Consider the following 22,761-nt stretch of genomic DNA (forward strand, 5'->3'; position numbering starts at 1 on the left):
TGCCAGTCGGCAGGAAACGGCCTCGACCGTGCAACGCACTTCACAGTCGAGGCGTGACTGCGCGCACTTACCAGTTCATGCGCAGCACCAGCGAGTAGCGCCGGTCGTTGACGAACGACGAGCGGGTATACAGCCGCGGGTCGACTTCGCCGCCTTCGTACGAGGTCGGGCCCATCAGCACCTTGGTCACGGTGTTGGTCAGGTTGTTGGCCTGCACGCCCAGCTGCAGATGCTCGTTGAAGCGGTAAAAGAACGAGCCATCGAGCTGACCATAGTCGTCGGCCCAGGTCGGCAGGCGGGTCGCCGCGTCGCTGGTGGTCAACAGGTAGCGCGAGCGCCAGTTGTAGGCCAGGCGCAACGACAGCGGACCTTTCTCGTAGATGCCGGCCAGGTTGTAGCTCCGCCGCGACAGGCCTTCCAGTGGCAGGTCGACACCGTCCACGGTGGTACGGGTGTAAGGATCGATGGCGGTATTGGCGCCGCCCTCGCTGTCGACGTAGGTGAAGTTGGCATTGACGCCGAAGCCGCTCAACCAGCCCGGCAGGCTGTCGAAGAACTGCGTGTAGCCCACTTCTGCACCACGGATGGTGCCTTCATCCGTGTTGTACGGCCGGGTCACCAGCCACTGGCGGTTGTCGTAGGTCTCGGCGCGGGTCTGGGTGGAGAAGTAGTCCTTGACCTTCTTGTAGAACAGCGTGGTGTAGAGCATGTCGCTGCTGTCGAAGTACCACTCCAGCGCGGTGTCGAACTGGTTGGCCCGCATCGGCTTGAGGGTCGGATTGCCCGCGGTGCCGACAAAGTTGGTCGCGTTGCCGGCGTCGTCGGTTTCCACGTTCAGCAGCACATACGGCTGCAGCTGGGTGTAATCCGGGCGCGCCATCGCCTTGGACGCGGCAAAGCGCCATTGCAGGTTGTCGGTGAAACGCACACGCAGGTTCAGGCTGGGCAGCACGTTGGTGTAGCTGCCCTGCGAGTTGTTGTCGAAATACTGGCCGGTATAGCGGGCCTGCAGTTCGGGCGAGACGTTCAGGCCGGACAGATCCTGGAATTGACCGAAGCCTTCGGCCTGGGTCTTGGTCTGCACGACGCGTATGCCGATGTTGCCGTCCACCGGCACGCCCAGTGCCTCATCGTTGCCGAAGTACAGCGCCGCGTAGGCGGCCTGGGTGCGCTCGAACTGGCGGTTGGTGTCCTGCGGCTGGTAGGTATCCGGCGCCCAACCGGAACCGCGCAGGTCCACGATCTGCTGCTGCAACAGCTCCGAGGCACGCCGGTAATTCCTGACCAGCCCGCCATTGGGCACGATCAAGGTGGTCGGCACGTTCACGCCGCCGCGGAAGAAGTTGGAGAAGGTGAACTGCGAGGACTCGTTTGGCAGGTACTGCGACATGTTGGCCAGGCCATTGGCGCTACCGGGGATGGCCGCCCAGTTGTCCGACAACACGCCCCAGTTGTAGCCGGAGTTCTTGTTGGTCTGGTTGCGGTCGGTGGCGCGCATGCCGAAGCGCGCAAAGCGCAGCCAGCTGCTGTCCTGGAAGGTGTATTCCAGATCCACACGGGTGGACAGCTGACGCCCGCGGTTGTGGCCCAGGTGGTCCATCGCCGCCGCCCAGAAGTAATTGGACGGGTCCTGGGTAAAGCCCTGGTTGGCGATCTGTACGGTCGGATACTTGCCCGATACGTCATAGGTCAGGCCAGGCAGATAGGTCGCGCTGAACACGGTGAAGTCCAGCTGGTCGTTCTCCGACTGCACCAGCTGCACATCGCCCTTGATCTGCAGGTTGTCGTTGAAGTAATGGCTGAAACCCACCGACAGGTCGGAGGTGGTGGTCTGCTGATCCGAATAGCGGTTGTCGGTATTGAAGCGCACGCCGTCGCCGGTCAGCAGGCCGCGCCAGGAGTTGGACACCGGCGAACCGCGCTGGAACACGCCGTCCTGGTCGTACTGGAAGGTCGTCCCCGGCGCCGGGCTGATGCTGTTGTTGCTGTCGTTGAAGAACGCCGCGCGCTCCTGCCAGTTCATGTCGTAGCGCGAGCGCAGGTATTGCGCATAGATCTCGGTCTGGTCGCTGGGCCGCCACTGGAACGCAGCAGCGATACCGTCGCGCTTGCGTTCAAAATCCAGCTGGCGCCAGTTGACCCCGCCCGGCACGAACACTTCGCTGCGGCCGCTGCCGGCCAGCACTGCATCGTCGGTACGGCGCACATACGGCTCGACCTGGATGCCGTCCGAGCGGGTCGCCAGTTCCGAATGGGCGATGTCGATCATGAAGCCCATCTCGCCGATACCGGTCTGCCAGCGGTCGCTGAACAGGAACGACGCCGACGGCTTGTACTTCTTGCTCATGTCGCCGTAGTTGACGTCGACATTGCCGCCGACGATGCGGCCCGGATTGTCGAACGGCATGCGCGTGCGCAGGTTGACCGTGCCACCCAGACCGCCTTCGATGATTTCCGCGGAAGGGTTCTTGTACACGTCCACGCCAGCCATCAGTTCGGCCGGCACGTCTTCGAAGCTCAGGCCACGGCCGCTGGCGGCGCTGAAGATGTCGCGGCCATTGAGTTCGCCGCGCACCTGGGTCAGGCCACGGATCATCACGCCGCTGCCTTCGGCCGAAAAGTGATCGGGGTCGCTGCGTGCGGCGAAGTGGTCGATGGTCACACCGCTGACGCGCTGCAGGGTTTCGGTGACGCTACGGTCGGGCAGCGCGCCGATGTCTTCGGCACTGACCGAATCCACGATCTGCGCGGCATCGCGCTTGATCGTTTGCGACTTGATCAGGCTGGCGCGCACGCCGCGCACCTCCACCGTGTCCAGGTCGACCGCGCTGCTGGCTTTGCCTGAGGGTGCGTTCTGCTGGGACGCGGCCTGCTGGGCATACGCCGGCGCAGCGAGCAGCAGCCCGATGCTGATGGCCATGGCCGAACGACGCAACGGTGGCAGACAACGCGCGCGCACGCCCGTTCCTGCCGAGGCATGGCTTGAAAACTTGGACATCTGAATCCCTCCCAGGACGCAAGACGACTGAAGACTGGTTGTCGCGGCGCAAGGCGCGCCGCGTGATCGTGCGGAACAGGCGCTGGCGCCGGTTCCACCTCCTGCTGCATGGCGGATTGGCCGCCGATCACCTGCCCGACTTCACGTGCGCTTCAGCGTGCGATCTGGCGCACAGATATAGGCGCACGGTCTAGCGCCAGCCAATGAAAAATTCACAGGCTGGTATTACCCCACGGAATAGAAATGGAAGAGCCTGTTAAGCAAGGGATTCCGGCCCACGCAGGGCCGGGTACAGCCGCCTGGCGGTGGTGCGCAGCGCCTGCAAAATGCGCTCGGCACCCGGCGGGAGGATGTAGTCGCGCCGACGGATGATGCCAAACGACTCCATCCGCACGCCCAGCTCGATCGGCAGCACGGTCAGCAGCTTGGCCTGGATCAGCGGCGCCACCGATTCCACCGGCAGGGCGGTCAGCATGTCGGTGCCGCGCAGCAGCGTGGAGGTGACCGGCAGCGACGAGGTCTCAATGGCATTGGTTGGCGTCTGCACGCCGTGCTCCATGAACATCGAGTCCAGCCGCGCGCGCAGCACGCTGTCGGCCGGCGGCAGGATCCAGCCGTGCCGCACCAGGTCCGCATGCTGCAGGCCGACCCGGCTGGCCAGCGGGTGGCCGGCACGGGCGATCACCGAATGCGGCTCGTCAGCCAGCGGCTCGAACTCCAGCTCGCCCACCCCTTCCGGCCCCAGGATGCGGCCGATCACGATGTCCAGCTGGCCATCCAGCAACTTGGCCACCAGCGGACGGCTGTAGTCCATCTCCACCCGCACTAGGATGTCCGGAAACTCACGCTTGACCTCGGCAATGGCCTGCGGCACCAGGTTGGTCCCCGGGTTGACCACGGTGCCGATCGACGCCTGCCCCATCCGCCCGGCACGCAGCGCCGCAATTTCTTCCTGCGCACGGCCGATCTCCGACATCGCCGCGCGTGCGCGCCGGATCAGCACATGCCCGTACCAGGTCGGCTCGACCCCACGGGCATGCCGCTCGAACAGTTTCACTCCCAGCATGTCTTCCATCTCGGCCAGCAGCTTGGAGGCGGCCGGTTGCGTCATGCTGGCGGCCTCGGCCGCGCGCAGCACCGAGCGTTGTTCGTGCAGATGCAGCAGCAGCAACAGCTGACGGGTTTTCAGGCGGGCTGCGTTGAACCAGGGAGTACCGGAATTTGCCATGGGGTGCGGTTGCGGCCGTGTATTCGTCGGAGGAATAGAATATGCCGAAAATTTCATTTGCAGCACATATCTCACCGCGCGAGGCTAGCGCTCGCCGCAGCAGGAGCCCCTACCTCCCGGGCGCGGCCAGAACAGACGTGACCCGCCTCGACCAGGCGATAACACGCACGCCATGAACGCGGAGGTGGACGACGATGACCGCAATTTGCCGGCCACTTGCGGGCCGTAGCGGCATGCTTGTGCATGCCGGGCGTGCCCATCGGCATTGCATCGCGGCGCTGCTACCGCATGGCGTTTTTCTCCCCGGATTGCGCATTGGCGGCGACCTGTCGTCTGCGCAGTTGCGCAAGCTCCCCCGACGTTGCCGGCCACTCGGTCGCCAACGGCCGCTTTCCGCTCTATCGCGAGTAACCGCATGACCTCAGACACCACCGCCAGCCTGTTCGCCCTGCCGCTGATCGCCATCCTGCGTGGCATCACGCCGGAAGAGACGCCCGACCATGTCGGCGCACTGATCGACGCCGGCTTCGATGCGATCGAGATTCCGCTCAATTCGCCACGCTGGGAGCAAAGCATCGCCCTGGCCCAGCAGACCTATGGCGAACGCGCCTGGATCGGTGCCGGCACCGTGCTGCGCAACGAAGACGTGGACACCCTGGCCGAGATCGGTGCGCGCTTCATCGTCACTCCGAATACGCGCCCCAGCCTGATCCGCCATGCGGTGTCGCGCGGGCTGACCGTGGTGGCCGGCTTTGCCACCGCCAGCGAGGCCTTCGACGCCATCGACGCCGGCGCCACCATCCTGAAGCTGTTCCCGGCGGCCACCTATGGCGCGGCGCATGTGCGCGCCTTGCGCTCGGTGCTGCCCAAGCACATCCCGGTCTACGTGGTCGGCGGCGTCAGCCCGCAGACCCTGGCCGGCTTCATGGCCCAGGGCGCGGCCGGTGCCGGCATCGGCGGCGAACTGTACAAACCCGGCCAATCCCTCGAAACAACCCAGACGCATGCACGCGCGTTCGTGCAGGCCTACCAGGAACTGCAAGGATGAAGATCACCCGCCTCACCACCTACCACGCTGCACCGCGCTGGCTGTTCCTCAAGGTCGAAACCGACGAGGGCATCACCGGTTGGGGCGAGCCGGTCATCGAAGGCCGCGCGCGCAGCGTGGAAGCGGCCGTGCACGAACTGGCCGGCTACATCGTCGGCAAGGATCCGGCACGCATCAACGACCTGTGGCAGACCATGTACCGCGCCGGTTTCTACCGCGGCGGCGCCATCCTGATGAGCGCCATCGCCGGCATCGACCAGGCGCTGTGGGACATCAAGGGCAAGGCGCTGGGCGTGCCGGTGTACGAGCTGCTGGGCGGGCTGGTACGCGATCGCATGAAGACCTATCGCTGGGTCGGCGGCGACCGCCCCGGCGCCATCATCCAGCAGATCACCGACTACCGTGCGCTGGGCTTTGACACCTTCAAGTTCAACGGCACCGAGGAAATGAAGCTGATCGACAGCGCGCGCGCCGTCGATGCAGCGGTGGTCAAGGTCGCCGAAATCCGCGAAACCTTTGGCAATGCCATCGATTTCGGCATCGACTTCCACGGCCGCGTCGGCGCGCCGATGGCCAAGGCGCTGCTGCGCGAGCTGGAGCCGTTCAAGCCGCTGTTCGTCGAGGAACCGGTGCTGGCCGAGCAGGCCGAGTACTATCCGCGCCTGGCCGCGAGCACCTCGATTCCGCTGGCGGCCGGCGAGCGCATGTTCTCGCGCTTCGAGTTCAAGAACGTTCTGTGCGCCGGTGGCATCGGGATGGTGCAGCCGGACCTGTCGCATGCCGGCGGCATCACCGAGTGCGTCAAGATCGCCGCGATGGCCGAAGCCTACGATGTCGGCTTCGCCCCGCACTGCCCGCTCGGCCCGATTGCATTGGCCGCCTGCCTGCACGTGGACTTCGTTTCGCACAACGCGGTACTGCAGGAACAGAGCATCGGCATCCACTACAACGAAGGCGCCGACCTGCTCGATTACGTCATCAATAAAGACGATTTTCAGTGTGTCGATGGCAGTATCGCTGCCCTGCCCAAGCCCGGGCTCGGTGTGGAGATCGACGAAGCCATGCTCAAGCGCGCCAACGAAAATCCGCCGGACTGGCGCAACCCGGTCTGGCGTCACAGCGATGGCAGCATCGCCGAATGGTGAGCACGCCCGAACACACTGCCGCGCTGGCGGTCGACAGCCGCTGCACACACGGCGAAGGCGTGCTGTGGTGCGAACAGCGCCAGGCGCTGTACTGGGTCGACATCGTTGAAAAGCGCCTGTGGCGGCACCATCCGGCCACGGCACGATCACGCTACTGGACACTGCCCGATCGCCCGGGCTGCCTGGGCCTGATGGACGATGGCCGCGTGCTGGTCGCGTTGGCCAAGGCAGTGGGGGTGGTCGATCCGGACAACACGGACGCCGACATGCTGCCATTCGAAAAATTGGCCGATGTGGAGGCGGACAACCCGCTCACCCGCAGCAACGATGGCCGCGTCGACCGGCACGGCAATCTGGTGTTCGGCACCATGGACGAACACGACAGCAAGGCCGCCCGCGGCGCGTTCTACCAGTTTTCGCTGCGGCACGGCTTGCGTGCGCTGCCGTTGCCGGGTGTGTCCATTCCCAACTCGATCTGCTTCAGCCTTGACGGCCGCACCTTGTATTACTGCGATTCGGTGCGCCCGCAGATCCTGTGCTGCGATTACGACCCGGAGACGGCGCAGACCAGCAATACGCGCGTGTTCACCACCCTGGATCGCGACGACGCCGAACCGGATGGATCGATCATCGACAGCGAAGGCCACCTGTGGAATGCGCAATGGCGCGCCTCGCGCGTGGTGCGCTATCGACCCGACGGCAGCGTGGAGCGCATCGTGCAATTGCCGATCAAGCACCCCACCTGCAGTGCGTTCGGCGGCGCGGCCCTGGATCGCCTGCACGTGATCTCCTCGCGCCTGGACCATAGCGCCGAAGAACTCGCGCGCATGCCCGAAGCCGGCAGCCTGTTCGTGTGCGACCTCGCCATCGCCGGCCTGCCCGAAAGCCGGGTGGCCAGCGCATGATCGCCGTCGACTGGGGGACCAGCAGCCTGCGCGCCTACCTGCTCGACGCGAGCGGCACAGTGCTGGAACAGCGTCGCGGCAGCGACGGCATCCTCGCCTGCCAGGGACGCTTCGCCGACGTGCTGAGCGCATTGATCAACGGCTGGGAGGGCCCGGTACTGCTGTCGGGCATGATCGGCAGCCGCAATGGCTGGGTCGAACAGGCCTACCTGCCCTGCCCCACCGACACTGTGGCCCTGGCAGCGGCCATGCGCCGCTACGCCGACCTGCTGCCCGGCCGCACGTTGTGGTTCGTGCCCGGCGTCAGCACCGGCGAGCGGACCGGCGTGCCCGACGTCATGCGCGGCGAGGAGACCCAGCTGGTCGGCCTGCTCGCCAGCCTGGGCCATGGCGACCACGTGGCCTGCCTGCCCGGCACGCACAGCAAATGGGCCACCCTCGCCAACGGCCAGCTGACCGACTTCGCCACCGTCATGACCGGCGAACTGTATGCAGTGCTATGCCAGCACAGCATCCTCGGCAAGCTGATCCCCGACGCCCACGCCGAGCTCGACGCGCCTGCATTCCTGCTCGGCATCGAGCGCAGCGCCGAACCGGGCGGGCTGAGCCACCATCTGTTCGGCACCCGCACGCTAGGCCTGTTCGACCGCCTCAGCGCACAGGCCCTGCCCTCGTACCTGTCCGGCCTGTTGATCGGCCACGAACTGCGCGAACACCGCGGCACGCACGCCACCGTGCACCTGGTCGGCAGCCCCGCGCTGGCGCAGCGCTACGCGCTGGCGTTGCAACATGTAGGCGTTGACAGCCGGTTGCACCCGGAAGATCTGGCTGCGGCAGGGTTGTTCGCGCTGGCCAGGCAGCGCGGGCTGGCTTGAGGTCAGCCCCTCTCCCGCGGGGCGAGAAGGCACGTCTTATGCGCCACTGGCGCGTGTGCCTTCGAGCCCCCGTGCCGCGAGCGCGGGCCGGGGCGTAGAGCGGGGGGCCGTGTGAGGGTACGGCGGCAGACAGCCAACTCGACGAACTCACCCAACACCGCTCAAAGCGCGCACCGCCGTCAGCCAACCTCACTAACCGACAGGCACCAGCTGCGTAGGACGGCACGCAGCTGCCGCAGCAAAAGTCGCACGCCACCCCCAAAGATCACCAACTCCACACCCGTCCCCCGACTGCTTTAGAATTGACAGGCTAAACGCCGGATTCCGCCATGCCTTTTGTTGTCACCGAAAACTGCATCAAGTGCAAATACACCGACTGCGTCGAGGTCTGCCCGGTGGATTGCTTCCACGTCGGCCCGAACTTTCTGGTCATCGACCCGGACGAGTGCATTGACTGCACCCTGTGCGAACCGGAATGTCCGGCCAACGCGATCTACCCGGAAGACGACGTGCCGGCTGGTCAGGAAGGCTTCGTTGCGCTCAATGCCGAGCTCGCCAAGGCCTGGCCGGTACTGACCGTGCGCCAGGAACCGCTGCCCGATGCCGCCGAATGGGATGGCAAGCCGAACAAGCTGCCGCTGCTGCAGCGCTGAGGCCGCCGTCGGCGAGCGCACTCCGCCAGCCCCTCACCGCACGCACTACAAACAAGACGGGCGCCTCAGGCGCCCGTTTTGCTGTCCGGCCATGCTGCAACCACTCAGCCGCCGAGCTTGCCCTTCAGCGAGGAGATCACCGCCACCGGCGCTGCCGCAGTGGCCGGCATACCGCGCGGGTCCACCGCCGACACATAGCTGCCCGCATCGACCTTGACCACGCGTACCAGGAAGCTGGAACCCTCGTAGCTCACGTCGTAGGAGCCGAGCATCTGCGCCTTGCTGGCGATGGTCAGGCCCGGAATATCGGCCAGCGCCTCACCCACCTTGGCAAACACCTCGTCGCGCTCGCCCGGCACGGTGAAACCGCTGTTGGCGCTCGCCGAGGGCGGCATGTTGCTGTTCTGCTGCGTGGTGGAGGCCAGGGTCGGCACCTTCATCGCACCGGAGGTGTCGGGCAGGTTCAGGTCCGGCGGCACTTCCAGCGGACGGGCTTCCGGCGCCAGCGCATAGTCGCCGCGCGCGCCCTTGTGGAACCAGCTGCAACCGCTCGTGGCAGCGACAGTGGCGGTCGCCAGCAACGCGAGCGACAGCACGCGGACGGGGGAAACGGAATGACGCATCGATAGATCTCCTGGGTCAGGCCGCGAGCATTTCGCGGCTGGAAAGCGCTTCCAACGCAACGGCGTCGGCGGCAAGGCGGTCGGCGGCAGGCTGGTGCGCCGCAGAAAGTGGCAGCAGCGGCAGGCGCAGGCCGTGCCCGATCCCGGCGCGCTGCAGCAGCGCCTTGACCGGGATGGGATTGGATTCGATCCCGCAGAAGCTGTGGTACTCGCTCAGGCGTGCGTCCCAGGCCAGGGCGGCCTCGCGCTGGCCATTCCGCGCCAGATCGCACAGGCGCCGGTAGGCGGACGGCAAGGCATTGGACGCCACCGAGACCAGGCCATCGGCGCCGGCCAGCATCGCCTGCGCCGCACTGCCGTCGTCACCGCTGAGTACCACGAAGGAGGCACTGCGTAGCGCCACCAGCGCGGCCACGCGCTCGGATTCGCTGCGGGCTTCCTTGATGCCGACGATAGTGGGATGCCCCACCAGCTCGGCCACCGTCTCCGGCAGCAGATCGCAACCGGTGCGGCCCGGCACGTTGTACAGCACCACCGGCAGCCCGCCCTGATCGGCGACCGCCTCAAAATGCGCCTTCAACCCGGCCTGGGTCGGGCGCACGTACGGCGGCGTCACCACCAGCGCGTACTGCGCGCCCAGTGCGGCGGCGCGGCGCGTCTGCGCAATGGTCTTGGCGGTGCCGGACAGGCCGGTACCGGCCAGCACCGGCACGCGGCCGGCCACCTGGGCCACGGCTGCGCGCAGCAGCGTGTCGTATTCGTCGTCGCTGAGCGCGGCGGCTTCGCCGGTGGAGCCGGCGACCACGATTCCCTGCACACCGCCGTGCAGCTGCTGCTCCAGCAGCCGCTGCCAGGCATCCAGGTCGAGTGCGCCGTCGGGACCGAAGGGGGTCGCCAGCGCGGTGATGATGCCGGAAAGGGACAAGATTCTGCTGCTCTTACGTGACAGGAAAGGCCCGCGCGGGCGCGGGTTGAGACCACCTGCATGTTACTTGCGGCGCGAAAGCACGGGCAAGTATGCTGGTCACCGCCAGGGCGCCTGCCCGGGCGGCCATTCAGCCTGATGCAATGCCGGAAGCCCCTTTGACCGACTCGACTCCCCGGCCTTCGCCGACCGAAAACCACCTCCTGATCAACGCCTACACGACGCATCCGGAGTCCCCCCTGTTGCCCGTCACCCGCCGCATCGCCGACAGCGGCTGCAATCTCGTGGACGCCCGCCTGGCCACGGTGGGGCGCGATGTCTCGGTCACCGCACTGGCCACCGGCTCCTGGGACTCGGTCGCCAAGCTCGAAGCCATGCTGACCCGCCTCGAACGCGAGGAAGGCCTGAAGCTGGTGTGGTACCGCACCGGCCCCAAGCAGGCGCAGTCCAACCTGCTGCCGTACATCGTCGAGGTGATCGCCGCCGACAAGCCCGGCATCCTGTTCCAGCTGGCCGATTTCTTCGACCGCCAGGGCATCACCATCGAAAACCTGCAGAGCACCCGCTACCGCGCCATGCAGACCGGCGCGGAGATGTTCTCGGCGCAGGTGACCATCGGGGTGCCGGCCAACATGCACATCGCCGCCTTGCGCGATGATTTCCTGGAATTCTGTGATCACCTCAATCTCGACGCGATCATGGACCCGATGAAGTTCTGAGGCAGGAGTTCTCCATGGCCATCGCGATGTCTGCGCTGAAACAGATGTTCGACCACATCCGCTCCGAGACCGACTGGAATCTGGACGGCCCGCTGCGCTGGGAATATTTCTTCGCCGACCCTGCGCAGGAACCGCTGCAGAAACTCGCCGAGCAACTCACCCAGGACGGCTACCGCGTCATCGACATCTTCCTCGGCGAACGCGACGAAGACGACGGCGACGATGAGGAGTCGTATTTCCTGCACGTGGACAGGAAAGAACACCACACCATCGAATCGCTGAATCAGCGCAATGCACAGTTCGATGCGCTCGCCAAACGTTTCCATGTGGCTGCTTATGATGGGATGGACGTCGGGCCGGCCTGATCGGCCGCCGACCGCCTCTCCCCTTCAGGCCGAGCAACGATGACAGACGCTGCAACCGAACTTCCTGCCGCAACCCTCGACCTGCCGCTGGCCTTGTCCGGCGGCACCCAGACCAGCCTGCGCGACTACGCCGGCAAGTGGCTGGTGATCTACTTCTATCCCAAGGACAGCACCCCCGGCTGCACCACCGAAGGCCTGGACTTCAACGCATTGCTGCCACAGTTCAAGAAGGCCGGCGCCGCGGTGCTGGGCGTCTCGCGCGACTCGGTGAAGTCGCACGACAACTTCTGCGCCAAGCAGGGATTTGCCTTCCCGCTGGTCAGCGATGGCGACGAGGCCCTGTGCCGCGCCTTCGACGTGATCAAGGAAAAGAACATGTACGGCAAGCAGGTGCTCGGCATCGAGCGCAGCACCTACCTGCTCTCGCCCGAGGGGCGCATCGTGCAGGAATGGCGCAAGGTCAAGGTGGCCGGCCATGCCGACGCCGTGCTGGCCGCGTTGAAGGCGCACGCCAAACAGTGACACCCCTCGCTTCCCGCGTCCTCCATCACCCTGCCCCGGCAGGCGTGATGGCTCGCCCCTGCTCCATCACTTGGAAGACCCAATGACCCGAGGCAAGCGCATCTACGTGCTGGACACCAACGTGCTGATGCACGATCCCACCGCGCTGTTCAAGTTCGAGGAACACGATGTGTTCCTGCCGATGCAGGTGATCGAGGAGCTGGACAACGCCAAGAAGGGCACCTCCGAAGTCAGCCGCAACGCGCGCCAGGTCAGCCGCTTCCTGGACGAATTGCTGGAAAACACCAATGCCGAGCAAATCCAGGCCGGCATCCTGCTGAGCCATCCGCAAGGCATCCAGCTCAAGGGCCAGGCCGCGATTGGCCGGCTGTATTTCCAGATCCACCCGATCGAGCCGGGCCGCACCTTCGGCGCGATGCTGCCGGACAACAAGATCCTGGCCTCGGTGCTGGCGCTGCGCGAAGAAAACCCGGATGTGCCGGTCATCCTGGTGTCCAAGGACATCAACCTGCGCATCAAGGCCTACATCAGCGGACTTGTGGCCGAGGATTACCAGAACGACCGCGCGCTGGACGATTTCAGCCTGCTGTTCACCGGCGCGATCGAACTGCCGGAAGATTTCTGGCAGAAGCACAACGAAGATCTGCGCAGCTGGAACGAGCGTGGCCGCACCCATTACGAGATCGTGCTGGCCGAGGACGAGGACTGGTATCCCAATCAGTACCTGTACCTGCCCGGCGACGACGAGGTGGAGCTGCGGGTGGCGCGGGTCGGCGGCGGCAAGGCCACGCTGTGCCTGGTCGATGACTTCCGCAACACCCAGCACGCGGTGTGGGGCATTGCCGCGCGCAACCGCGAGCAGAATTTCGCGCTCAATGCCCTGATGGACCCGGAGATCGACTTCGTTACCCTGCTCGGCACCGCGGGCACCGGCAAGACCTTGCTCGCGCTGGCTGCCGGCCTGGCCCAGACCATGGACCAGCAGCGCTACCGCGAGATCATCATGACCCGCGCCACGGTCAGCGTGGGCGAGGACATCGGCTTCCTGCCCGGCACCGAAGAAGAAAAGATGACCCCGTGGATGGGCGCGCTGACCGACAACCTGGAAGTGCTCACCCACAACCAGGAAGGCGGCTCCTGGGGCCGTGCGGCCACCAACGACCTGCTTGCCAGCCGCATCAAGATCCGCTCGATGAACTTCATGCGTGGGCGCACCTTCCTGTCGCGCTATCTGATCCTGGACGAGGCGCAGAACCTCACTCCGAAGCAGATGAAGACGCTGATCACCCGTGCCGGCCCCGGCACCAAAATCGTGTGCCTGGGCAACGTCGAGCAGATCGACACGCCCTATCTCACCGAGACCACGTCCGGCCTGACCTACGCGGTGGATCGCTTCAAGGCCTGGCCGCATAGCGCGCACATCACGCTGCGCCGTGGCGAACGCTCGCGTCTGGCCGACTTCGCTTCGGAGGTGCTGTGATGCGCACCCTGCGCGGCGCATTGGCGCTTGCGACGATCGCGCTGGGCGGCTGCGCCACCACGTCCTCGCCGTCCAGCGTGCCCACCAACCTCAAGAGCGGGCAGTCGTGGATCATCAGCCGCCAGGGCATCGCCGAGCAGGTGCTGGACACCTGCTCGCGCGACAGCCCCGCCCGCCAGCCAGGACGCATCAGCGGCTACTGGGCGCCCTCGCAGCAGCAGATCGAACTGCTGGAGTCGCGCCAGGATGCGCTGACCCCGACCATTGCCGAACCGCGCGAGTACGATCGCCAGTACGTGGGCGTGGTGATCCAGGGCCAGCAGCTGATCTACATCAACGCCTTCAAGCTGCCCAACGACCCGCCGGTCAAGCCGGCCCGGGAGGCGATCCGGGTCTGCGACGGTGGCAGCGCGTTCTGGGGCGCACTGTACGACCCGCAGACCGGGGCGTTTTCGGAAATCGCCGTCAACGGCAGCCCCTGACGCAACGCTGCTCCACGCCAGCGGGCGCACGCGTCGCATCTGCTTCTGCACAGCCGCGGCCCGGGCAGTGCAGAATCGGCGCATGACCACGCCCAGCACGCTGTCCGCATTGACCATCGCCGGCTCCGATTCCGGCGGTGGTGCCGGTATCCAGGCCGATCTGAAGACCTTCGCCGCGCATCGCGTGCATGGCCTGTCTGCCATCACGGCGCTGACCGCGCAAAACACCCGCGCAGTGACCGCGGTGCACATTCCGCCGGTCGCCTTCCTGCAGGCGCAGGTGCAGGCCTGTTTCGACGATTTCCAGATCCAGGCGGTCAAGCTGGGCATGCTGGCCAATGCCGATGTCATCCATTGCGTGGCCGACCTGCTCCAAGCGCATCGCCCGCCGTTTGTAGTGCTGGATCCGGTGATGGTGTCCACCAGTGGCGCACGCCTGCTCGAGGACGCTGCGCTGGACGCGCTACGCAGCCGCCTGCTGCCGCTGGCAACGCTGATCACGCCCAATACGCCCGAAGCCGAGCTGCTGACCGGCCGCCGCATCGACGATGCCGATGCGGCCGAGCATGCCACCGCAGCCCTGCTCGACCTCGGCGCGCAGGCGGTGTTGCTCAAGGGCGGCCATCTGCTCGAGGGCGCGCGCGTGATCGATCGCTTCGATGACGGCGTCACCCAGGACGTGTTCCTGCATCCGCGCCTGCAGGTGGATGCGCACGGCACCGGCTGCAGCCTGTCGGCGGCGATCGCCGCACAACTGTGCCAGGGCCTGTCGCTGCTCAATGCCTGCGAAGCGGGCATCGATTACGTGGCGCGCGCCATCCGCATCGGCCAGCGTCCTGGCCGTGGCGAGGTACTGGTGCTCGACCACGTCGGTGCCGCGCCCGGCGCATGAGCGTGCACAGCGACACCCTGCCCGTCAGCGCGAAAGATGGACATTGCTGGCAGGTGATGCGCTGCGCGCCGGTGCAGCCGGTCGCCTCGCTGCTATGGCTGCCGGCATTGGGCGTGGCAGCACGGCATTACCTGCCATTCGCAACAGCGTTGGCGTCCGCCGGCATCGCGGTGTATCTGCACGAATGGCGCGGCAACGGCAGCAGCACGCTGCGCCCATCGCGCCAGCACGACTGGGGCTTTCGCAGCTTGCTGGCCGACGATATTCCGGCCAGCCATGCGCTGATGACGCTGCACGATCCGCAGCATCCCCACATCGTCGGCGGCCACAGCCTGGGCGGGCAGCTGGCCTGCTGCCATGCAGCCTTGCAACCCACGCGCGTCGCGCAGCTATGGCTGGTCGCCAGCGGCTCACCGTACTGGCGACAGTTTCCGCGCCCCATGCGCTACGGGTTGCCGTTGGCATATCGCCTCCTGCCCTGGCTGGCACGCATGCAAGGCGTGCTGCACGGGCGCTCGCTGCGCTTTGCCGGCACCGAGGCACGCAGCCTGATCGCCGACTGGGCCCGGGTCGGTCGCAGCAATCGCTATCGCGCGGCCGGCACCGCATGGGATCTGGAACGCGCGCTGGGTGCGCTCACCGTGCCGATCACGGCGGTGACCTTCGCCCGCGATCACTTCGGCCCGCCTGCAGCGCTGCAGACATTGCTGCGCAAGATGCCGCACGCACCGGCCGATGTGCAGCCGCTGGACGATGCGCAACTGGGCGTGCGCAGCGATCATTTCGCCTGGATGAAAGCGCCCGCCGCGGTGGCTGCGACGCTGCGAGGCACGCAGCGCGACGCGGTCAACGACGCGCGCATGTCACAAAGGGATTGACGACCCGTGCGGGCATCCGCATAATTCCGCTCCTGACGAGGCGCCCGTAGCTCAGTTGGATAGAGTACCTGGCTACGAACCAGGCGGTCGGGAGTTCGAATCTCTCCGGGCGCACCATCTTCAGAAGCAAAAAAAGACAGCATTGAACCGCTGTTTTTTCAGTTAAACATCCGCTTGCATTGCATCGGATGCGCAAGACAAAACAAGATATGCGCCCGTAGCTCAGTTGGATAGAGTACCTGGCTACGAACCAGGCGGTCGGGAGTTCGAATCTCTCCGGGCGCACCAATCTTGAAGAAAACGACCAGCTTGCTGGTCTTTTTTTTGCCTGTCGTCTTGCCCTGGATTTAACGGTGCCGGCAGCATCGTCGCCGATGGCACCACCCGCGCAGATCGCACCACGATCCGTTGTTGATCGCTGCGCAACTCTCACGCGTGCGCGCACCAATGGTCACACCGTTGCACCTTGCGCATCCAGGTCTGCGGCCACCACTACCGGCAGCAACGAGGTCACCGGGTAGCCGGCGGCGTGCCATGCATCCAGACCACCCAGCAACGGCCGCACATCGCGATAACCACGCGCACGCATGCGCCCGGCCAGCCACGCGGCAGACACCTCGCCCGGGCATGCGCAATAGATCACCACCGCACGCTCGCGCGGCACGCTGGCAAGGATCTGCGCAAGCTGTCGCTCGTCGGCAAACACGGCGCCGGGAATCGTGTACGGCTGCAGATCGCGGTACCCCGGCGCACGAATGTCCAGCACCGTGGGACGCTGCTGCTCATCGCCATCCAGCAACGGCAGCAGCTCGCCCACCGCAATGCGCGCCTGTTCCAGCGACCGCAGCAAGGTATGCCGCCGCCACCAGCGCCAGCCGACGTAGCAGGCCAGCAGCGCCACCAGCACCACCACCGCACCGGACCCCAACTCGGACAGGAACGTCAGCACGTCCTGCACCTGACCGGCGAACAGCGCCCCCAGGCTCAGGCCGGCCAGCGCCCACAACGCGGCACCGAACGCGTCGTAGCGCAGAAACGCCGCCAGCCGTACCTGGCTGGCACCGGCCATCGGCACCGACACCATCGACAGGCCGGGCACGAACTTGGCCACCGCCAGCACGCGCACGCCCCAGCGCGAGAAGAATCGCTCGGTCTGCTTCATGCAGGTGTCGCGCGACAACGACAGGCGGCACAGTGACTGCAAGGTGCGATTGCCGAAGCGGCGGCCGGCCAGATACCAGGCCAGATCACCCAGCAGGCTTGCCAGTACCGACACCCCCCACGCCGCCAGGCCTGCCAGCCAGGCATCGCTGCCGCCCGCCAGCGCGTAGCCTGCGCCCACCAGCACCAACGTCGGCAGTGCCGGGACCGGCAGCCCGAGCGACAACGCCAGCACGTTGGCGAACACCAGTGCCAATCCGTACTGTTCGATCAAGCCTTGCATGCGGGGATCCTGCGCGACGGCAAGCGGGCATTATCCGCGCTTGCCTAGCCGCGCGACTGCCCGGCGGCAACGGAACGATACGTTTCGGCCAGCGACTGCGACCAGCGCTCGAACAGCCCCTCGCTACGCAACGCCTGGCGCCACCAGTTCAGGGCCTCGCCCTCCTCGCCCGGCCGCCACGCCAGGTAAAAGGTTTCATCGGCCTTGCGCGTCTCCACCGGCACCTCCTGCAAGCGGCCATCCTGCAACGCACCGCGCGCGTACGGCTCGGGCAGGAAGCCATACCCCACACCGGCCAGCTGCAGCAGCAGCTTGGTGTGCATGTCCGGCACGGTCAGCACATCGCGCCCGGACAACAGGCCCACGGTACGCGGCAGCAACCGCCGCGCCGAATCGGCCATCGCGATCGCGCGGTGGTCGGCCAGCTCGGCCGGCCCCAACAGGTGGGCGCCCGCCAACGGATGGCCGGCCGCCACTGCAAACACGAACCGCACGCTGCCGATCGGCTCGGCAACATACCCGCCGCCGCTTGGCCCCTCGCCTGCCGCCACGATCAGGTCCACCCGCCGGTCCAGCAAGGCCTCCCAACCGCCTGACAGCGATTCGCTCAGCACCCGCAGCCGCGTGCTGTCGGCCACCTGGTAGAACGCCAGGATCTGCGCCTGCAGCAACGCCGCAGGCAGGATCGCATCCAGCCCGATCGCAAAGTCCGATTCCCAGCCCGAGGCCACCCGCCGCACCCGCACTTCCAGCTCCTGCGCCGCACGCAGCAGGTGGCGGCCTTCGCGCAGCAGTTCGCGCCCGGCCTGGGTAGGGGTCGCCTTCGGCCCGAAGCGCTCGAACAGCTGCACAGCCAGATCCTCTTCCAGCTTGGCCACCGTGTAGGAAATGGTCGAGGGAACCTTGAACAACACCTTGGCGGCGGCGGCAAATGACCCACGGCGGTCGATCGCGTCCAGGATCTGCAATGCGTCCAGGCTGATTTTCATTGTTCGATTTTTTCGATGATAGCGGCCAAATCTACTCGCTTTTTCTTCCTTACACGCAGGCGGAGACTACGCATCAAGCCGCTGGCGTACCGATTCATACCCCGGCGCCAATTCGAATCTACCAAGGAGAAGCAGCATGTTGAATGTCCGCAAGAGCGAAACCCGTGGCCGCGCCGAGCATGGCTGGCTGTCCTCGCGCCATACCTTCTCCTTCGCCAGCTACCACGACCCGCGCCACATGGGCATCGGCCCGCTGCGGGTGATCAACGAAGACAAGGTGACCCCGGGCGAAGGCTTCGGCACCCACGCCCACCGCGACATGGAGATCATTTCCTACGTCCTGGGCGGCGCGCTGGAGCACAAGGACAGCATGGGCACCGGCTCGGTCCTGCACTACGGCGATGTGCAGCGCATGAGCGCCGGCAGCGGCGTCACCCACAGCGAATTCAATCATTCGTCCAGCGAGCCGGTGCACTTCCTGCAGATCTGGGTGATGCCCGAACGCGCCGGGATCGAACCGAGCTACGAAGAAAAGCACTTCGATACCGACAGCAAACGCAACCAGCTGCGCCTGATCGCCTCGCCGGGCGGTGACGATGGCTCGCTGCGCCTGCATCAGGACGCACGGCTGTATGCGTCGATCCTCGATGGCGACGTCCGCCTGCAGCAACCGCTGGCGGACGGCCGCATCGGCTACGTGCAAGTGGCCCGCGGCAGCCTCTCCGTCAACGGGCAGGCGTTGTCTGCCGGCGATGCGGTGCAGGTCACCGACGAGCCGGAGATCATCCTGGCCGACGCGCGCGATGCCGAAGTGCTGGTGTTCAATCTGCCCAAGTAACCGGACCGACGCGCACACTCCCCTCGACGACAGCTGGGGGGAAGCAGAGAACAAGCGGCGCCTTGCTTCGGTGAGGCGCCGTCTTTTTGTCTTACGCAGGCACCGGCCTGCCTGGCCGTTTGCGGTTGCGCTGGCCTGCAGCCATTGCCCGCCCGGCATTCGTAGGGGCGATGCGGCAACGGCGCGAGCTGGATGTACCAAGAAGTGACCGATCGCCCAAGTCCTGCAGGCAAGCCGAGCGGATGGAGTGAAGCCTCGATACGTCCATGCCGACTTACAGGCCATTGGCCTGTCTTTGCGCAGTGCTCAGGCGCCGTGCCGGTGACGCGACGCCAAGACCGAGACCGAGACCGAGGCCGCTCAGCGTCATGCAGCCTGTGGGCGGACCCGCTGCGCCGCGGCGTCCGCACTGGCGGCTTGCGGCACAGCGCCCCCGGCATCGCCGTTGACCAGCGCGAACAACGCATCGGCATCGGCCTCCAGCACGCGCGCCGAACGCGCCAGGTCGTCCACCATCTGCGCCTGGTCGCGCGCCTGCACGCCGATCGATTGCAAGGCAGTGTTGGCGGTGGAAATATCCTGCGCCTGCTCATGGCTGGCAGCGGCAATCTGCTCCACCGTCGCGGTGACGCGCAGCACCGATGTCACCAGATCCTGCATCACCACACCGGCCTGCTCGGCCAGCCGCGAGCCATCACCCACTTGGTCGGTCGCATTGTCGATCAACGAGCGGATCTCCCTGGCCGACACGCTGCAGCGCTGCGCCAGGCTGCGCACTTCGGTGGCCACAACCGCAAACCCGCGCCCCTGTTCGCCGGCACGCGCGGCCTCCACGGCCGCATTGAGCGCCAGGATATTGGTCTGGAAGGCGATGCCGTCGATGACCTCGATGATCTGCCCGATCCGATCAGTGGCCGAACGAATGCCGGCGGTGGTCTGCACCACTCCGGCGATGACATCGGCACCGCGTCGCGCCACGACCGCAGACTCTTCGGCCATGCGCTGCGCCGAGCCGGCGTTCTCGGAGTTGGTGCGCACGGTGGCGGCAAGCTGATCGATGGTGCTGGAGGTCTGCGCCACCGCGCCGGACTGCGCAGAAGCGCGTTTGACCAGCTCCTGGTTGCTGACGGAAATATGGTGCGATTCGCGTTGCACGTTCTGCGCAATGCTCATGGTCTGCCGCATGAGGTCGCGCATGCGCTCGGCCGAACGCACCTGATCGGTCACATCGGTAGCGTACTTGACCACCTTGTACGGCCGCCCGGAGACATCCAGGATCGGGTTATAGGACGCCTGGATCCATACCGGGCTGCCATCCTTGCGCAGGCGGCGGTAACGCCCGGCGTCGAACTGGCCACGCGCCAGTTTCGCCCAGAAATGCCGGTAGTCTTCCGACGCGCGAAAGGCCGCATCGACAAAGATCCCGTGATGCTGACCGATTGCCTCCTCCGGCGTGTAACCCAGGATCGCCAGGAAGTTGTCATTGGCAGTCAGCACCCGGCCGTCCAGATCGAACTCGATCACCCCCATCACCTTGTCGATGGCCTGGATGCGACCATCCGCATCGGCCGACTCGATCACCTGGCGAGTCACGTCGGTGGCGTACTTGACCACCTTGTACGGCCGCCCGTGCTCGTCGAGCACCGGGTTGTAGGAGGCCTGGATCCATACGTCCTGGCCATTCTTGCCGACGCGCTTGTAGCGGCCGGCATCGAACGCGCCGCGCCCGAGCGATTCCCAGAACGCGCGATACGCCGCCGACTGACGCGTGACCGCATCCACGAACATGCCATGGTGCTTGCCGCGGATCTCGTCCAGCCGGTACCCCATGACCTGCAGGAAATTCTGGTTGGCATCGAGCACCGTGCCATCGAGCGAGAATTCGATCACGGCCATCACCTTGTCGATCGCGTCGATCCGACCTTCGAAATCGGCGGTCTGGCGCACCTGCTCGGTGATGTCGGTGGCGTACTTCACCACGCGATACGCCTTGCCCGAGCGATCGAGCAAGGGGTTGTAGGAGGCATTGATCCAGACCTCGCGCCCGCGCTTGTCCAGCCGGCAGAAGCGCCCGGCATTGAAGTCGCCGCGGCGCAACGCGCCCCAGAACTGGCGATAGCTTTCGCTGTCACGGTCGTTTGGGGTGACGAACATGCGGTGATGCTGGCCGACCACCTCCTCCAGCCGGTATCCCATCAACGACAGGAAGTTCTGGTTCGCATCCAGGATGCGCCCATCCAGATCGAATTCGATCACCGCCATCACCCGGTCTACCGCATTGGCCTTGTGCTGCAGGCCGCGACTCGAGGAAGAGAACAGGCGTCCAAGCAGCGGTAGGCGCATCACGTCGAAATCCGAGATATGGGTCACGTCGTTAGCGACACCTGTGCGCACAACTTGATCCCTCTTCGCCCGCAGCATCATCGAGCGATTCAGATGCCGGAACCCTCAACCGAGCCGAACCGCTCAAGCCTCCACGCGATGAGTGCAACGACAGCGAAGGGAGAAGCGAACACGCAACTCACCAGACGGTGGCTATTTGAACAGCGGGGTCGTTGGGCATGGAGCAGTTGCCCCGCCTTCAAACGTCGCTTGAGCGACTGCAGTGACAGAAGCAGCGATGACGCGAGTCACCCTGCTTTGCAGGACAAGCGAAGTTCGCAACGTCGACGCTTGCTGACGGCGCGAATACGATTCCGGCATACCGCAGACCGTACGTCGCACATCGTAACCTGACTGCCTGGCTGCCCTGGCTGCCAGTAGCTAGTCTGCATCGCCTGCGACAGATTCGCGGCCGAGTTGCAGCACTGCACCGCGTCGAAACTCCATTGGCTGTTTGATCCAGCAGCAAGAGGACGCAGCGCGACGTCACACCCTGCGGATAGCGACATCGATTCTTCCGAAAGCAAGTCGTTGCCGATGGAGCTCCAGGTCAGCCCGCGAACGTGCAGGTAGGCAACACCCCGATGTCCATCTCCGCAACAAGTTCCGACACCCTTCGCAGCCGTGCCGGAAAGCTACCCGCCAAAGCTTACGGCTCTGACCAACGCCACCCGCTCTGAAGACGCGGGCGGGCGTGGATGCTGTGGAGGTAACGCATCAGAAACGCATCAGATCCAACTTGTTGTACCTGCGCCTGCCCTTTGCGTCCCGCCGACACCACACTTTGCGGTTCGCGGTTCGCGGTTCGCGCTCGTCGCCTGAGTGCTGGGTGCTGGGTGCTGGGTGATGGGTGATGGGTGATGGGTGCCAAATGATGGGTGCTGGGTGCTGGGTGCTGAGTGCCTAGATCGAACATCAAACACACAAATAAAAACGCCCGCAAATCAACGATTTGCGGGCGTCCAGAACACTGGCGGAGCGAGAGGGATTCGAACCCTCGATAGAGCTTTTGACCCTATACTCCCTTAGCAGGGGAGCCCCTTCAGCCGCTCGGGCATCGCTCCAGTTTTTGCGTCCTGCCGCGATGTCCGTGGCAGGCCGCGAAGAATACCGGGTAACAGGGGCTAACGTAAACCCTTTATGACGATCAATTCGAAGAATCGTCGCCGTGATGCGCACCAGAAGCCACCGGCTCGTCCCCACGCTGGATGCGCTGGTAAATCTCTTCGCGATGCACAGCTACATCTTTCGGTGCAGTGATGCCAATGCGCACCTGATTACCCTTGACGCCGAGCACGGTAACAGTGACCGAGTCGCCGATCATCAAGGTTTCGCCTACCCGGCGAGTGAGGATCAACATTTTGCAAATC

At 65.6% G+C, this 22,761-nt stretch carries 21 protein-coding genes and 3 tRNA genes; 15 read left to right on the plus strand and 9 right to left on the minus strand.

Translation table 11 applies throughout. The features are described from left to right. Nucleotides 1–67: 67 nt before the first annotated feature. Nucleotides 68–2,998 (minus strand): TonB-dependent receptor, encoded by a 2,931-nt coding sequence (locus A7D17_RS06265; RefSeq protein ID WP_064508318.1) that lies wholly within the window; start codon nt 2,996–2,998, stop codon nt 68–70. A gap of 256 nt (nt 2,999–3,254) precedes the next feature. Then, on the minus strand, nt 3,255–4,226 hold the full coding sequence (locus tag A7D17_RS06270) for a LysR family transcriptional regulator (RefSeq protein ID WP_064508319.1): 972 nt from the start codon (nt 4,224–4,226) through the stop codon (nt 3,255–3,257). Nucleotides 4,227–4,641: 415 nt separating this feature from the next. On the opposite strand from A7D17_RS06270, the gene A7D17_RS06275 reads away from it, so the two are divergent. The 5 genes from A7D17_RS06275 (at nt 4,642) to fdxA (ending at nt 8,852) form a co-directional block, all read left to right on the plus strand. Continuing rightward, nucleotides 4,642–5,274 carry a 2-dehydro-3-deoxy-6-phosphogalactonate aldolase gene (locus A7D17_RS06275; protein ID WP_064508320.1) on the plus strand — a complete coding sequence of 211 codons (633 nt, stop codon included), beginning with the start codon at nt 4,642–4,644 and terminating at the stop codon, nt 5,272–5,274. Beyond that, nucleotides 5,271–6,419: a galactonate dehydratase gene (gene dgoD, locus A7D17_RS06280; RefSeq protein ID WP_064508321.1), complete on the plus strand. Its 1,149-nt coding sequence runs from the start codon at nt 5,271–5,273 to the stop codon at nt 6,417–6,419. The genes A7D17_RS06275 and dgoD overlap by 4 nt, the downstream gene beginning before the upstream one ends. Next, nucleotides 6,413–7,324: an SMP-30/gluconolactonase/LRE family protein gene (locus A7D17_RS06285; RefSeq protein ID WP_064508322.1), complete on the plus strand. Its 912-nt coding sequence runs from the start codon at nt 6,413–6,415 to the stop codon at nt 7,322–7,324. The genes dgoD and A7D17_RS06285 overlap by 7 nt, the downstream gene beginning before the upstream one ends. Continuing rightward, nucleotides 7,321–8,199, plus strand: a complete 879-nt coding sequence (locus A7D17_RS06290; protein ID WP_064508323.1) for a 2-dehydro-3-deoxygalactonokinase — start codon at nt 7,321–7,323, stop codon at nt 8,197–8,199. Before A7D17_RS06285 ends, A7D17_RS06290 begins: the two co-directional genes overlap by 4 nt. Nucleotides 8,200–8,528: 329 nt before the next feature. Then, nucleotides 8,529–8,852 (plus strand): ferredoxin FdxA, encoded by a 324-nt coding sequence (gene fdxA / locus A7D17_RS06295; RefSeq protein ID WP_006453280.1) that lies wholly within the window; start codon nt 8,529–8,531, stop codon nt 8,850–8,852. A 104-nt stretch (nt 8,853–8,956) separates the two neighbouring features. Here fdxA and A7D17_RS06300 read toward each other — a convergent pair whose 3' ends face one another. Further along, complete coding sequence (locus A7D17_RS06300) at nt 8,957–9,475, minus strand: hypothetical protein (RefSeq protein ID WP_064508324.1); 519 nt, start codon at nt 9,473–9,475, stop codon at nt 8,957–8,959. Nucleotides 9,476–9,491: 16 nt separating this feature from the next. Continuing rightward, nucleotides 9,492–10,400: a 4-hydroxy-tetrahydrodipicolinate synthase gene (gene dapA / locus A7D17_RS06305; protein ID WP_064508325.1), complete on the minus strand. Its 909-nt coding sequence runs from the start codon at nt 10,398–10,400 to the stop codon at nt 9,492–9,494. 92 nt (nt 10,401–10,492) lie between these two features. Between dapA and A7D17_RS06310 the strand changes: the two genes are divergently transcribed. From A7D17_RS06310 to A7D17_RS06350, 9 genes are all read left to right on the plus strand, one after another. Continuing rightward, nucleotides 10,493–11,119, plus strand: coding sequence for a glycine cleavage system transcriptional repressor (locus A7D17_RS06310; RefSeq protein ID WP_011036914.1), 627 nt, complete (start codon nt 10,493–10,495; stop codon nt 11,117–11,119). A 14-nt stretch (nt 11,120–11,133) separates the two neighbouring features. Continuing rightward, entirely contained in the window at nt 11,134–11,484 is a 351-nt protein-coding gene (locus tag A7D17_RS06315) for a ribonuclease E inhibitor RraB (RefSeq protein ID WP_053503188.1), read from the plus strand. A gap of 39 nt (nt 11,485–11,523) precedes the next feature. Further along, entirely contained in the window at nt 11,524–12,006 is a 483-nt protein-coding gene (locus tag A7D17_RS06320; protein ID WP_064508326.1) for a peroxiredoxin, read from the plus strand. Nucleotides 12,007–12,088: 82 nt separating this feature from the next. Then, on the plus strand, nt 12,089–13,486 hold the full coding sequence (locus A7D17_RS06325) for a PhoH family protein (protein WP_064508327.1): 1,398 nt from the start codon (nt 12,089–12,091) through the stop codon (nt 13,484–13,486). Beyond that, complete coding sequence (locus tag A7D17_RS06330; protein ID WP_064508328.1) at nt 13,486–13,968, plus strand: hypothetical protein; 483 nt, start codon at nt 13,486–13,488, stop codon at nt 13,966–13,968. The genes A7D17_RS06325 and A7D17_RS06330 overlap by 1 nt, the downstream gene beginning before the upstream one ends. An 82-nt stretch (nt 13,969–14,050) precedes the next feature. Further along, nucleotides 14,051–14,860, plus strand: a complete 810-nt coding sequence (thiD, locus tag A7D17_RS06335; protein ID WP_064508329.1) for a bifunctional hydroxymethylpyrimidine kinase/phosphomethylpyrimidine kinase — start codon at nt 14,051–14,053, stop codon at nt 14,858–14,860. Further along, nucleotides 14,857–15,738 (plus strand): alpha/beta hydrolase family protein, encoded by an 882-nt coding sequence (locus tag A7D17_RS06340; RefSeq protein WP_064508330.1) that lies wholly within the window; start codon nt 14,857–14,859, stop codon nt 15,736–15,738. The genes thiD and A7D17_RS06340 overlap by 4 nt, the downstream gene beginning before the upstream one ends. 40 nt (nt 15,739–15,778) lie before the next feature. After that, nucleotides 15,779–15,855, plus strand: a tRNA-Arg gene (locus A7D17_RS06345). A gap of 94 nt (nt 15,856–15,949) precedes the next feature. Continuing rightward, nucleotides 15,950–16,026 (plus strand) — tRNA-Arg (locus A7D17_RS06350). Between the two features lie 163 nt (nt 16,027–16,189). Here the strand turns inward: A7D17_RS06350 and A7D17_RS06355 are convergent. Together A7D17_RS06355 and A7D17_RS06360 are read right to left on the minus strand one after the other, a co-directional pair. Next, nucleotides 16,190–17,182 (minus strand): DedA family protein/thiosulfate sulfurtransferase GlpE, encoded by a 993-nt coding sequence (locus tag A7D17_RS06355; RefSeq protein ID WP_064508331.1) that lies wholly within the window; start codon nt 17,180–17,182, stop codon nt 16,190–16,192. A gap of 44 nt (nt 17,183–17,226) precedes the next feature. Further along, on the minus strand, nt 17,227–18,171 hold the full coding sequence (locus A7D17_RS06360) for a LysR family transcriptional regulator (RefSeq protein ID WP_064508332.1): 945 nt from the start codon (nt 18,169–18,171) through the stop codon (nt 17,227–17,229). A 136-nt stretch (nt 18,172–18,307) separates the two neighbouring features. Here A7D17_RS06360 and A7D17_RS06370 point away from each other — a divergent pair, with 136 nt between their 5' ends. Then, on the plus strand, nt 18,308–19,009 hold the full coding sequence (locus A7D17_RS06370; RefSeq protein WP_064508334.1) for a pirin family protein: 702 nt from the start codon (nt 18,308–18,310) through the stop codon (nt 19,007–19,009). A gap of 366 nt (nt 19,010–19,375) precedes the next feature. On the opposite strand, the gene A7D17_RS06375 is transcribed toward A7D17_RS06370, so the two are convergent. The 3 genes from A7D17_RS06375 to csrA all read right to left on the minus strand — a co-directional run bounded on the left by A7D17_RS06375 (nt 19,376) and on the right by csrA (nt 22,751). Beyond that, on the minus strand, nt 19,376–21,328 hold the full coding sequence (locus tag A7D17_RS06375) for a PAS domain-containing protein (RefSeq protein ID WP_193395323.1): 1,953 nt from the start codon (nt 21,326–21,328) through the stop codon (nt 19,376–19,378). Nucleotides 21,329–22,362: 1,034 nt separating this feature from the next. Further along, nucleotides 22,363–22,455, minus strand: a tRNA-Ser gene (locus A7D17_RS06380). A gap of 83 nt (nt 22,456–22,538) precedes the next feature. Continuing rightward, nucleotides 22,539–22,751, minus strand: a complete 213-nt coding sequence (csrA, locus tag A7D17_RS06385; RefSeq protein ID WP_003481884.1) for a carbon storage regulator CsrA — start codon at nt 22,749–22,751, stop codon at nt 22,539–22,541. Between the last annotated feature and the right edge of the window lie 10 nt (nt 22,752–22,761).

This window comes from Xanthomonas floridensis (assembly GCF_001642575.1).
Taxonomy (GTDB): domain Bacteria; phylum Pseudomonadota; class Gammaproteobacteria; order Xanthomonadales; family Xanthomonadaceae; genus Xanthomonas; species Xanthomonas floridensis.